The sequence below is a fragment of the Pseudomonas sp. TNT2022 ID1044 genome (genome assembly GCF_028656895.1).
In the GTDB taxonomy this organism is placed as follows: Bacteria; Pseudomonadota; Gammaproteobacteria; order Pseudomonadales; family Pseudomonadaceae; genus Aquipseudomonas; species Aquipseudomonas reinekei.
In genome coordinates, this window is the sequence record NZ_JAMDHB010000006.1 from 318,096 (window position 1) to 330,903 (window position 12,808).

General features: G+C 58.3%; 12 protein-coding genes. 2 read left to right on the forward strand and 10 right to left on the reverse strand.

Annotation, left to right across the window (positions count from 1 at the left end; translation table 11 throughout):
• Positions 1–48: 48 nt before the first annotated feature.
• Together M5G20_RS09750 and M5G20_RS09755 are read right to left on the reverse strand one after the other, a co-directional pair.
• Positions 49–1,407 carry a glutamine synthetase family protein gene (locus M5G20_RS09750; protein WP_273918973.1) on the reverse strand — a complete coding sequence of 453 codons (1,359 nt, stop codon included), beginning with the start codon at positions 1,405–1,407 and terminating at the stop codon, positions 49–51.
• Between the two features lie 38 nt (positions 1,408–1,445).
• Positions 1,446–1,808: a gamma-glutamyl-gamma-aminobutyrate hydrolase family protein gene (locus tag M5G20_RS09755; protein WP_273918974.1), complete on the reverse strand. Its 363-nt coding sequence runs from the start codon at positions 1,806–1,808 to the stop codon at positions 1,446–1,448.
• Between the two features lie 278 nt (positions 1,809–2,086).
• Between M5G20_RS09755 and M5G20_RS09760 the strand changes: the two genes are divergently transcribed.
• Both M5G20_RS09760 and M5G20_RS09765 read left to right on the forward strand, forming a co-directional pair.
• On the forward strand, positions 2,087–3,463 hold the full coding sequence (locus M5G20_RS09760; protein ID WP_075946387.1) for a glutamine synthetase family protein: 1,377 nt from the start codon (positions 2,087–2,089) through the stop codon (positions 3,461–3,463).
• A 224-nt stretch (positions 3,464–3,687) separates the two neighbouring features.
• Positions 3,688–4,326: a TetR/AcrR family transcriptional regulator gene (locus M5G20_RS09765; protein ID WP_273918975.1), complete on the forward strand. Its 639-nt coding sequence runs from the start codon at positions 3,688–3,690 to the stop codon at positions 4,324–4,326.
• A gap of 52 nt (positions 4,327–4,378) precedes the next feature.
• Here the strand turns inward: M5G20_RS09765 and M5G20_RS09770 are convergent, their stop codons facing one another.
• The 8 genes from M5G20_RS09770 to M5G20_RS09805 form a co-directional block, all read right to left on the reverse strand.
• Positions 4,379–4,594, reverse strand: coding sequence for a TOBE domain-containing protein (locus M5G20_RS09770; RefSeq protein ID WP_007967989.1), 216 nt, complete (start codon positions 4,592–4,594; stop codon positions 4,379–4,381).
• A gap of 33 nt (positions 4,595–4,627) precedes the next feature.
• Positions 4,628–5,434 (reverse strand): aliphatic sulfonates ABC transporter ATP-binding protein, encoded by an 807-nt coding sequence (ssuB, locus tag M5G20_RS09775; RefSeq protein WP_273918976.1) that lies wholly within the window; start codon positions 5,432–5,434, stop codon positions 4,628–4,630.
• Positions 5,431–6,213: an aliphatic sulfonate ABC transporter permease SsuC gene (gene ssuC / locus M5G20_RS09780; RefSeq protein WP_273918977.1), complete on the reverse strand. Its 783-nt coding sequence runs from the start codon at positions 6,211–6,213 to the stop codon at positions 5,431–5,433. The genes ssuB and ssuC overlap by 4 nt, the downstream gene beginning before the upstream one ends.
• Positions 6,214–6,221: 8 nt before the next feature.
• Positions 6,222–7,370, reverse strand: a complete 1,149-nt coding sequence (ssuD, locus tag M5G20_RS09785; RefSeq protein ID WP_273918978.1) for an FMNH2-dependent alkanesulfonate monooxygenase — start codon at positions 7,368–7,370, stop codon at positions 6,222–6,224.
• Positions 7,371–7,414: 44 nt separating this feature from the next.
• Entirely contained in the window at positions 7,415–8,380 is a 966-nt protein-coding gene (locus tag M5G20_RS09790) for a sulfonate ABC transporter substrate-binding protein (protein WP_273918979.1), read from the reverse strand.
• 91 nt (positions 8,381–8,471) lie between these two features.
• Entirely contained in the window at positions 8,472–9,065 is a 594-nt protein-coding gene (ssuE, locus tag M5G20_RS09795) for an NADPH-dependent FMN reductase (RefSeq protein ID WP_273918980.1), read from the reverse strand.
• A gap of 317 nt (positions 9,066–9,382) precedes the next feature.
• A complete protein-coding gene (locus M5G20_RS09800; protein WP_273918981.1) occupies positions 9,383–10,720 on the reverse strand; it encodes an OprD family porin in 1,338 nt (445 codons plus the stop codon).
• A gap of 399 nt (positions 10,721–11,119) precedes the next feature.
• Positions 11,120–12,451, reverse strand: coding sequence for an OprD family outer membrane porin (locus M5G20_RS09805; RefSeq protein ID WP_273918982.1), 1,332 nt, complete (start codon positions 12,449–12,451; stop codon positions 11,120–11,122).
• Positions 12,452–12,808: the final 357 nt, after the last annotated feature.

Genomic DNA, 12,808 nt, shown 5'->3' on the forward strand with positions numbered 1-12,808 from the left:
AAAATCCAGGTGAAGGCGCGCCGCTGTGCAGCGGCGGCGCCCTGCGCATCAGACGGCAAAAAGCAGGAATTCCCGTTCCCACGAACTGATCACGCGCTTGAAGTTTTCATGCTCGGCCCGCTTGACCGCTACGTAGCCAGTGATGAAATTCTTGCCCAGGTACTTCTCGACGGTCTTGCTGTTTTCCATGCGTTCCAGCGCGTCTTCGATGGTCAGCGGCAAACGCAGGTTGCGGCGTTCATAACCACGGCCCACCACCGGTGCACTCGGGTTCATGCCTTCGACCATGCCGATGTAGCCGCAGAGCAGGCTCGCGGCAATCGCCAGGTACGGGTTGGCATCGGCGCCCGGCAGGCGGTTTTCCACCCGACGGCTTTGCGGCCCGGCGTCCGGAACGCGCAGGCCCACGGTGCGGTTCTCTTCGCCCCACTCCACGTTCACCGGCGCCGAAGTGTCCGGCAGGAAGCGGCGGAACGAGTTGACGTTGGGTGCGAACAGCGGCAATAACTCGGGAATCAGTTTCTGCAAGCCACCGATGTGGTGCAGGAACAACGAGCTCATGGTCCCGTCTTCATTGGAGAAGATGTTCTTGCCGGTCTCGATGTCGATGATGCTCTGGTGCAAGTGCATGGCACTGCCCGGCTCTCCCGTCATCGGTTTGGCCATGAAGGTCGCGGCCACGTCGTGCTTGAGTGCGGCTTCGCGCATGGTGCGCTTGAACACCAGGATCTGATCGGCCAGGGACAGGGCATCGCCGTGACGGAAGTTGATTTCCATCTGCGCCGTGCCGTCCTCGTGGATCAGCGTGTCGAGATCCAGCTCCTGCAATTCGCACCAGTCGTAGACGTCTTCGAACAGCGGATCGAATTCGTTCGCCGCTTCGATGGAGAACGACTGACGACCGGTTTCCGGGCGACCGGAGCGGCCGATCGGCGGCTGCAACGGATAGTCCGGGTCGTCACTGCGCTTGGTCAGGTAAAACTCCATTTCCGGCGCCACGATCGGCTGCCAGCCCTTTTCGGCATAGAGTTTCAGGACCTTCTTGAGCACGTTGCGCGGTGACAGCTCAATCGGGTTGCCTTGTTTGTCGTAGGTGTCGTGGATGACGATGGCGGTGGGCTCGATGGCCCATGGCACCACGTATACCGCGCTCTGGTCGGGACGGCAGATCATGTCGATGTCGGCCGGGTCGAGCAGCTCGTAATAGATGTCGTCTTCGACGTAATCGCCGGTCACGGTCTGCAACAGCACACTCTCTGGCAGGCGCATGCCTTTTTCGGCGATGAATTTATTGGTCGGCGAGATCTTGCCCCGGGTGATCCCGGTCAAGTCGGCGATCATGCATTCGACTTCTGTGATCTTGTGGTCTTTCAACCAATCGGTGAGCTGGTCGAGGTTGTTACTCATAAATGCCTCTAGGCTTTGAGTTTCCTGACTCTTGGGAGTCAGGCGATATTTGACGCATCGGCGTCGCGTTGAAATACGGGTTTGCGACAGGCTATCGTGTTCTTCGCGCTCCGCAAGGCAAATGCCAGGCGTGCAGAATCGCGAGCGGTGCCCAGAGCGATGGCTGTGCCGCTATTGTGAATCGGTTCTATATTGAATGGAGTAACCGTAATGGGGGTGCCATCGAGGCCGTCCAGAATATCGGACGGCAACAGCGCAACCGTCATCGACGTGAGACTCGCCGGCAGCGCCGAAGCTGCCCGGACCGCGGTGCGCACGCAAGTGTCGCCACTCATGTGATAAGCATGCAAACCGATCTGTCTTGAGCAGTCGGTGACGCCGATTATCGGCAGGCGAGACATGAAGCACCCCGGTATTATTGCTGTTATGGGTTTGATTCGAGCTTAGCCTTGTTCATTTTTTTACACAACACCCCCGTAAAAAATACAACACGGCCCGCTCAAGCCTGCGGGCGGCATCAGGGCCAAGGGCAAAAAAACGCCCCAAAGTGCCTCAAAAAAGCCATGCGAGCGCTTTTTTAGGGCAAAAAAGGCCTCGCTTGACTTCGGCATGCCGTTCGGGTTGACTGGAAACCGAAAAGATCAATGATTGATATTTTTAACAACAAAGGTGTTGCATCATGTCGGTACCCCCGCGTGCCGTTCAGCTTAACGAAGCGAACGCGTTCCTTAAGGAACATCCTGAGGTTCTGTACGTTGACCTTCTGATTGCGGATATGAATGGTGTGGTGCGCGGCAAGCGCATCGAACGCACCAGCCTCCACAAGGTTTACGAGAAAGGCATCAACCTGCCGGCCTCTCTATTTGCTCTGGATATCAATGGCTCTACGGTGGAAAGCACCGGTCTGGGCCTGGACATCGGTGATGCTGACCGAATCTGCTATCCAATCCCCGATACCCTGTGCAACGAGCCATGGCAAAAGCGCCCGACCGCGCAACTGCTGATGACCATGCACGAACTCGAAGGTGATCCTTTCTTCGCCGACCCGCGCGAAGTTCTACGACAAGTTGTTACCAAGTTCGATGAGCTGGGCCTGACTATCTGCGCCGCGTTCGAACTGGAGTTCTACCTGATCGACCAGGAGAACGTGAACGGTCGCCCACAACCGCCTCGCTCGCCGATCTCCGGTAAGCGCCCGCACTCGACACAGGTCTACCTGATCGACGACCTCGACGAATACGTCGACTGCCTCCAGGACATTCTGGAAGGTGCCAAAGAGCAAGGCATCCCGGCCGACGCCATCGTCAAGGAAAGTGCCCCGGCGCAGTTCGAAGTGAACCTGCACCACGTGGCCGACCCGATCAAGGCCTGCGACTACGCGGTACTGCTCAAGCGCCTGATCAAGAACATTGCCTACGACCATGAGATGGACACCACCTTCATGGCCAAGCCTTACCCGGGCCAGGCAGGCAACGGGTTGCACGTGCACATTTCGATTCTCGACAAAGATGGCAAGAATATTTTTGCCAGTGAGGATCCCGAGCAGAACGCCGCACTGCGTCACGCGATCGGCGGTGTGCTCGAGACCCTACCGGCGCAGATGGCTTTCCTCTGCCCGAACGTCAACTCGTACCGTCGTTTCGGCGCACAGTTCTACGTGCCGAACTCGCCGTGCTGGGGCCTGGACAACCGTACCGTCGCGATTCGCGTGCCGACCGGTTCTTCCGACGCCGTGCGCATCGAGCATCGTGTTGCCGGTGCCGACGCCAACCCGTACCTGCTGATGGCTTCGGTCCTGGCAGGCGTGCACCACGGCCTGGTCAACAAGATCGAGCCGAACGCACCCGTGGAAGGCAACAGCTACGAGCAGAACGAGCAAAGCCTGCCGAACAACCTGCGTGATGCCCTGCGCGAGCTGGACGACAGCGAAGTCATGGCCAAGTACATCGATCCGAAATACATCGATATCTTCGTCGCGTGCAAAGAGAGCGAGCTGGAGGAGTTCGAACACTCCATCTCCGACCTTGAGTACAACTGGTATCTGCATACCGTGTAAGCGGTTGCAGTAGAAAAAACGCCGCCGGCCTCACAGCCTGCGGCGTTTTTTTATGGCCGCCTGCGGCGGATCGCTGGCAAGCCAGCTCCCACAGTGGATATTTAGCGAATACAGATCTTGTGGGCGACACATAACCTGTGGGAGCTAGCCTGCTAGCGATGGCGTCCAGGCAGACAACACACAACCCTGCTCGTACAATGCCCGCTGCCCCGCAGGAGACTTCAATGACACGCGTAGCCACTCCCCGCAAACCCCGCGCCCGCAGCCAGGCGCGAATCGATTCGATCCTCGATGCCGCTCGCACTTTGCTGGCCGCCGAGGGCGTGGCCAGCCTGTCGATCTACAGCGTTGCCGAACGCGCCGAGATCCCGCCCTCCTCCGTCTACCACTTTTTCGCCAGCGTACCGGCCCTGCTCGAAGCATTGACGGCCGACGTCCACGCCGCCTTCCGCGCCTGCCTGCAAGCGCCCATCGACCACACCGCGCTCAGCGGCTGGCGTGACCTGTCGCGTCTGGTGGAACAACGCATGCTCGACATCTACGGCGAGGATGCCGCCGCGCGCCAATTGATCCTGGCACAGCACGGCCTGACCGAAGTCACCCAGGCCGACCGCCAGCACGACATCGAACTGGGCGACCTGATGCACAAACTGTTCGACCACCATTTCGAACTGCCGACGCTGCCCAATGATGTCGATGTGTTTGCGTTGGCGATGGAACTCGGTGACCGGGTTTACGCGCGCTCGGTGCAGCAGCACGGGCAGATCACGCCGCGCATGGCCGAGGAAGGGATGCGGGTGTTTGATGCTTACCTGGGGTTGTATTTGCCGCCTTACTTGCCCAAGCGCGCTGTACCTGGCTGATCTTTATCCGCCTCACTGGCCGCACCGCCGATCTCACTGACTGTCCACGCCCTTACAACTTGGCGATCGACACCTCGGTGGATTTCACGAACGCGATCACTTCACTGCCTACGGCCAGCTCCAGCTCTTTCACCGAACGTGTAGTGATTACCGAAGTAACGATGCCGGAAGCGGTTTGCACGTCGATTTCCGAAAGCACGTCTCCCAGGACGATTTCCTTGATGGAGCCTTTGAACTGGTTGCGAACGTTGATGGCCTTGATAGTCATGATGTTGATTCCTGTCGATGGATGAGGCTTGAGTTATTGAGCCCAACGCAACTGCGTAGGCAAGGGTGAAACGGGTTCCGGCTCCGGCGGTTGACCGGGCAGTGACAGCACGCGATTGAGGACTTCGGTCTCCAGCGCCGCCAGCCGATGAGAGCCGCGAACCCGAGGGCGCGGCAGCTCCACAGGCAGGTCGAGACCGACTTCGCCGTCTTCGATGAGAATCACCCGGTCGGCAATCGCCACCGCTTCGCTGACGTCGTGGGTTACCAGCAACACGGTAAAGCCGTGCTGCTGCCAGAGTCGTTCGATCAGTTGTTGCATCTCGATTCGGGTCAGGGCATCCAGCGCGCCCAACGGCTCATCAAGCAACAGCAGGCGCGGTTGATGAATCAGCGCGCGGGCCAGGGCCACGCGTTGCTTCTGTCCACCGGACAACGCGGCCGGCCAGTCATTGGCGCGATCCGCCAGACCGACCGCTTCGAGCGCTTCCAGGGCCTTGGGACGCCAATTGCCCTTGAGACCCAGACCGACGTTGTCGATGATCTTTTTCCACGGCAGCAAACGCGCTTCCTGGAACATCAGGCGAGTGTCCTCACGTGCTTCGTTCAGCGCCGCCGAACCGGCCAGCAGCTCACCGCCGGTAGGCTGATCAAGACCGGCCAGCAAACGCAGCAAGGTACTTTTGCCACAGCCGCTGCGACCGACCACGGCGACGAATTGCCCCGCCGGAATATGCAGATCGATCCCGCGCAGCACCTGCCGCGTGCCGAAGGTTTTTTGCAGGTTGCGCACCGCCAGCGGAATGCCGCGCAGCAGGCGTGGAGGTTGTTGAGCGGTCATGCTGCACCTCCTTTGACAACCTGATAAGCCGGGTGCCAGCGCAGCCACACCCGTTCAAGTCCACGGGCGGCGAGGTCGGCCAGTTTGCCGAGCACCGCGTACAACAGAATCGCCAGCACCACCACGTCGGTCTGCAAGAATTCCCGGGCATTCATCGCCAGGTAACCAATGCCGGCGCTGGCGGAAATGGTTTCCGCGACGATCAACGTCAGCCACATGAAGCCCAGGGCGAAGCGCACACCCACCAGAATCGAAGGCAGCGCCCCCGGCAAAATCACCTGACGGAACAGGCTGAAACCGGACAATCCATAACTGCGCGACATCTCCACCAACGCCGGATCGACGTTGCGGATGCCGTGGTAGGTGTTGAGGTAGATCGGGAACAACGTGCCCAACGCCACCAGGAAAATCTTTGCTGATTCGTCGATGCCGAACCACAGGATCACCAGTGGAATCAGCGCCAGGTGCGGCACGTTGCGGATCATCTGCACCGAGCTGTCGAGCAGGCGTTCGCCCCATTTCGACAGACCGGTGATGAAGCCCAGGGCCAGGCCGATGCCGCCACCGATGGCGAAGCCCAGCGCGGCACGCCAGCCGCTGATCGCCAGGTGTGTCCAGATTTCGCCACTTCGTACCAGGCTCACCCCGGCTTCGATCACCGCGATCGGTGCCGGCAGAATCCGTGTCGACAACCAGCCCGCCGATACCGACAACTGCCACACCGCCAGCAACAACACCGGCAACGCCCAAGGCGCGAGACTGTGGATGATTTTCTTCATGGCGCGCCTCAGCTCTGCGACGCGGCTTTGGGAAGAATGTCGTTGGCGACCATCTCGCCGAACGGGCTGACGTAGCCGGCGCTTTTCGGCAACTCGGGACGTTCGATATCGAGGTGCGGGAACAGCAGCTCGGCCACCCGATACGACTCTTCCAGGTGTGGATAACCGGAGAAGATAAAGGTGTCGATTCCCAGGTCCGCGTACTCCTTCACGCGTGCCGCCACGGTCGGTCCATCGCCCACCAGCGCCGTACCGGCACCGCCGCGCACCAGGCCGACACCAGCCCAAAGGTCAGGGCTGACTTCCAGATTGTCGCGGCTGCCACCGTGCAGCGCGGCCATGCGTTGCTGGCCGACGGAATCGAAACGCGCCAGGGACGCCTGGGCACGGGCAATGGTCTCGTCGTCCAGGTGGGAGATCAGACGGTCCGCCGCTTGCCAGGCTTCGGCACTGGTTTCACGCACGATGACATGCAGGCGAATTCCGAAGCGCACGGTACGGCCGAGCTTCGCCGCCTTGGCCCGAACCTGCTCGATCTTCTCGGCCACCGCGGCCGGTGGTTCGCCCCAGGTCAATACCATTTCGACCTGTTCTGCCGCAAGGTCCTGCGCCGCTTCCGACGAGCCACCGAAGTACAGCGGCGGACGCGGTTGCTGGATCGGTGGATAGAGCAATTTGGCGCCCTTCACGCTGATGTGCTGGCCGTCGTAATCGACGGTCTCGCCTTCCAGCACGCGGCGCCAGATGCGTGTGAACTCCACCGAAGCCTGATAGCGTTCTTCGTGGCTGAGGAACAGACCGTCACCGGCCAGTTCTTCCGGATCACCACCGGTGACCAGGTTGAACAGCGCACGTCCGCCGGACAAACGATCCAGCGTGGCCGCCTGACGCGCCGCCACCGTCGGGGAAATGATCCCGGGGCGCAGGGCGACAAGAAACTTCAAACGCTGGGTCACCGGAATCAGCGACGCCGCCACCAGCCACGAGTCTTCGCAGGAACGGCCGGTAGGAATCAGCACGCCGCCGAAGCCCAGGCGATCCGCCGCTTGTGCGACTTGTTGCAAGTAACCGTGGTCGACGGCGCGAGCGCCTTCGGCGGTGCCAAGGTAATGGCCGTCGCCGTGGGTAGGCAGGAACCAGAAGATGTTGAGGCTCATGGAGTGGTCTCCTTGGGGAATCGGCTTGAGTTTCTGAGCGTTGGTTACTGAGCTTTGGCAACAGCGGCCGGTGGCGTCCAGATCACGTCTTTGATGCTCAGTGGCTTGGGAATCAGCTTGAGCTGGTAGAAGCTGTCGGCGATTTTCTGTTGCGCGGCGACCACCTCCGGGGTCAGGAACAAGGCGCCGTAGCCCTGACGTTTCACCGAGGTCAACGTGATGTCCGCTGGCAGGCCGAGCAGTGGCGACACTTGTTGGGTCACCTCTTGTGGATTGGCCTTGGACCACTCGCCGACGGCGCGCACTTCTTCCACCAGGGTTTTGATCACCTCAGGATTTTTCTGCGCATAAGGCTTGGTCGCCAGATAGAACTGATGGTTGTCGACGATGCCTTTGCCATCACGCAGGGTGCGTGCTTGCAGTTGCTGTTCGGCGGCCGCCTGGTACGGGTCCCAGATCACCCAGGCATCGACGCTGCCACGTTCGAACGCGGCGCGGGCATCGGCCGGCGGCAGGAATACGGTCTGGATGTCGGTGTATTTGAGGCCGGCATCTTCCAGCGCACGCACCAGCAGGTAGTGCACGTTGGAGCCTTTGTTGAGGACGACTTTCTTGCCCTTGAGTTCGGCCACCGATTTGATCGGCGAGTCCTTCGGCACCAGGATCGCTTCGCTATGAGGCGCTGGTGGTTCGTAGGCGACGTAGAGCAGATCAGCGCCCGCCGCCTGGGCAAACACCGGAGGGGTTTCGCCGGTCACACCGAAGTCGATGGAGCCGACGTTCAGGCCTTCAAGCAATTGCGGGCCGCCGGGAAATTCAGTCCATTGCACGTCCACACCTTGGGCGGCGAGGCGTTTTTCCAGAGTGCCTTTGGCTTTGAGCAGCACCAGAGTGCCGTATTTCTGATAGCCGATTCGCAATGTTTCGGCTTGAGCTTGAGTAATGGCGCCGAAGGCTACAGCCGCTGCAAACAGAGCGACCAGACCACGACGCAAAATGACAGGGCGCATGGCGCTCTCCTTTTTGCAGTTGGGTTTTTGGCTGCACCTGCTTGCCCGTTAGCGGGCGAGTAAGGCCAGTACATCAATGCCGGGTAGGCGTTTAAATGCTCCAGCGAGCACTCAACAAACGTTCATTCAACAGGTTCGGATCGAGCGGTTTGGGCCGTCGCGCCATGGCGCTGAAAAACAGCGCCAGTGATTCATTCAGTCGTTGTTCCAGTTCGGGTGCCAGCTGCGCCAGGGCACTGCCTTCGCCGTAGGCTATCTGGCTGTCGACCGCGAAAATCCCCTGCAGCAGTTCCTGGGCTTTCAACGCCGACAACACTGGCTTGAGCGCGTAATCCACCGCCAGCATGTGAGCGATGCTGCCGCCAGTGGCCATGGGCAAAACCACTTTGTGCGCCAGTGCACGCTCGGGCAGCAGGTCCAGCACGGTTTTCAGTGCACCGGAAAACGAAGCCTTGTACACCGGCGTCGCAATCAGCAGGCCATCGGCGTTTTCAATCTGTTGCAGCAGGTCGACCACCTTGGGGCTGTCGAAACGTGCGTGCAGCAAGTCTTCGGCCGGAAAGTCCCGTATCTGGTAACTCACCACTTCCACGCCCTGCTCTTGCAGCCAACGTTGCGAGCGATCCAGCAGGACCCCGGATCGGGAGCGTTGACTGGGACTGCCACCGAGTGAGACGACCAGCATTCAGACAATTCCTTGATGGTTACAGACGATTCGCGGTTTGCGATCTCGCTTTGATGGAATGACCTTAACAGGTGATTTATATATCCATAAATCATATTTATTCATTTGTTTATTCACTATGGGAATATTAAAGATCTATTCACTGGACGCGCGAGCGCAACCCGCCGAACATCGACCACAAGGTTCGAGAAGGCCTTGAGTTGCTGCAAAAAGAGGGAATTTCAAGGCGGGATTACGGGGGTGACCCCGCCTTGAAACGCAAAAGCCCCGCCCGGCGTAATGCCGGGCGGGGCTTTTTTTGTCACCTGCGGACGCTGTTACAACAGCGGGATCGAGTAGCTGACGATCAGGCGGTTTTCGTCCTGGGAACGAGTGTTCGGCAGGTCGGTGCGCCACATGGCGTTTTTCCACATCAGGCCGAGGTTCTTCAACGCGCCGGACTGTACAACGTAACCCACGGTCAGGTCGCGTTCCCACTCGGAAGCGCCGTTTGCGAGTTGACGACCGGAAGAGTTCACCGTGTCGATGTCGTCGCCGTGCAGGTAAACCACACCCGCCGTCAGGCCAGGTACGCCGACCTTGGCGAAGTCATAGGAGTAGCGTGCTTGCCAGGTTTTCTCGCCGGCACGACCGAACTTCTGGATTTGTGCGTCGGTGATGGTGTAGTTCGACGAACCGTCGCCCTGGTTCAGCCATGGGAAGTCGCTGCTGCCGTTGCTGACCTGGTAACCGCCGCCAAAGGTATGGCCGGCAACGGTATACAGGAACAGGGCGCTGTACAGGTTGTTGTCGACCTGACCTCTGCCGCTTTGCACACCGCTGTAGTTGCCGCTGCTGAAGTACGCCGATGTATTGCTGTTGGCACCATCATCAGAGCTGTTGAAGTAACGGAAATCCGACTTCAGTACGCCCGGGCCAATAGCCCAGTTGTGCACCAGACCCAGGAAGTGCTGCTTGTAGAAGTCTTCCAGATTGCCGTAGTAGTACTGGGCCAAGAGGTCTTTGGTGATTTTGTAGTCACCACCGGCATAGATGAATTTGTTGCTGTTGGCGACACGCGCATTTGCGCCACCAATCGACAACTGTTCATTGTTGCTGGAGTTACGACCCTTGACGTGTTCGATCTGGCCGCCTGTCAGCGTCAGGTCCTTGATCTCGCCGGAAGTGATCTGGCCACCCTGCCAGGTCTGTGGCAACAGACGACCGTCGTTGGTAACGATAACCGGCAGCTTCGGCTGCAGGGTGCCCAGCTTCAGCTCGGTCTGGGAAACCTTGGCCTTGGCGGTCAGGCCCAGGCTGGAAAAGTTATCAACCGCTTCGCCGTTGGATTTGCTTGGGAAAACAGTTCCGCCGTAAGAAGTCGACGTGGCGCCGTTGGTACCGCCACCCGAATCCAGGCGCACGCCCAGCAGGCCGATCGCATCAACACCGAAACCGACGGTGCCCTGGGTGTAACCGGAGATGAAACGCAGATCGAAGCCTTGGCCCCATTCTTCGTTCTTGTTCGGTTCGGCACTCCCGTCACGGAAGTCCTGGTTGATGTAGAAGTTGCGCAGCCCCAATGTTGCCTTGCTGTCCTCGATGAAACCGGCGGCGCTTGCTTGCTGCGCCAAAACCCCTACGGCCACTGCCAGGGCCAAGGTGGACTTGTTCATTGTTTCGCTCCTATCGTTTTCAATTCTTGTGTTGCCGGTCCTGGGTCGAATGCCCTGGATCCGCAGACGCGTCATTCGCGCCTCTTTTTTCGGGCGCGCAGGATACCTCTTCATAATCCTTAAAAGAATTGATGATGATTTTTTAATCGCATTGAGATATAAGCCACGACAACACAGATTCTGGGTATCGGCACGAACGCCGATTCCTGAATTGTTTTATCGCGAAGGGATTTTCAGCTCGATCCGAAGCTTACGGTGCGTGTCGGATGGGCTTACTGTAAGCGCTGGAGAAAAAAGCTAAAAAGAATAAAAAATGATTATCAGCAAACATTATGGAATATTGAACTGCAGCTAAAAAAAACCTCACCAAGAGGTGAGGTTTTTTGATGGGAACCGCTATTACATGAAGCTGTAGGTGTAGTTGAAGATCAGACGGGTCTGGTCTTTGTCTGCAATGCCGGCTGCATCGCCGCGGTAAACGCCATGCCGCACAGTTGCGCCCAAACCTTTGAGCGTACCCTGCTGAATGGTGTAGTCCACGCGCATATCACGCTCCCACTCGGAGGCATCGCTGCCGCCTGTTGCGGACTTGATATTTTCACCTTTCAAGTAAGCCACGGACGCTTTCAGACCAGGCACACCCGCAGCAGCAAAGTCGTACGAGTATTGACCAAAGGTAGTGTTCTCACCGGCACGAACGAAGCCGTTGATCATGGCGTCAGTGAAGAGGTAGAAACTGGCGCCACCATTAGCTTCTGGACGACCGTTGCCGTCAACTACGTTGCCTTGGTTCAGGTAAACGAAACCACCATCATCATTGACACGCTGATGACCGAGGAGGAAAGCGTTGCCACCCAGGGTGTAGGTGAACATGGCGCTCCAGGTCTTGTTATCGACCTCACCCGGGGTCTTGGCGAAACCACCGTTGTTGTTGAAACGATAACCGGCGTCACCGTTCTTGCCGTCAGAGCTGCTGTCAAAATAACGCAGATCACTCTTGAAGGACTGGTTCGGAGCAATCTGGAAAACGTGCACAAGACCGAGGAAATCCTGTTTGTAGTAATCCTTCAGATTCGAGTGATAGTACTGCAGCATCAAGTCTTTAGTGACTTTCCAGTCCGCACCGGCATACCGGAACTGATTACTGTCTTGAGTACCGCCAGCAACTGCCAGTCCAGTGGAGTTAGACGAGGCGCGACCAGCCGAGTGTTCCAGCTGGCCTACGTTGAGGGTCACATTGTCGATTTCCTTCGAGGTGATAGTCCCACCGTCAAAGGTCTGTGGTAACAGACGGCTGTCGTTCGCTACCAGAATCGGCATGTTTGGCTGCAAAGCGCCGCCCAAGTGAGCCTCAGTCTTAGAGAAGCGGGCTTTGACGTTGGCCGCCGCACGACTCCACTGGTCTACGGCAGAACCGTCGGTGTCGCTAGGGAAGAATGTATTGTTGTTGGCTGGATGATGACCTTTGCCACCGTCCAAATGGATGCCAACCAGTGCCTGGGCATCTATACCGAAGCCTACAGTGCCTTGGGTGAACCCCGACAGGTAATCAAACTTAAGACCTTCTGCGGTCTCACGCTGATCCGAGCCGCCTGAGTCACGGTTATCGTCGTTGTAATACATGGTGCGCGAACTAACCGAAGCCTTGCTATCTTCGATAAAACCGGCGGCGCCTGCCTGCTGCGCCAATACCCCTACGGCCACGGCCAAAGCCAGGGTGGACTTGTTCATTGTGAAGCTCCTCTCGATTCTAATTCTTGTATTCCTGGTCTCGGGTCATTGCCCGAAATCCTAAGATGCGCGATTAGCGCCGTACCGTGACCCACAAGTCAATCGTAACTATGTGTGTCTACGACCATGGTCTAATCCCCGGTTTTTTGGTCCATGCAGGTCCATGAGTTCGTCATGAACCTGAAAAGAATGGATGGATTCTTTTCTCATACCGTTTAGGAATTTAGCTCACTCCAATCGTCCCCCCGGACTAGAGCGGATGGCTCTTAAGCTAATTCCTAAAGGGTATTGAAAGGTTGTTTTTCAGATCGACCAGCTTGGGTCATAAATCCGAAACAAAACCGGTCGAACAAGCCC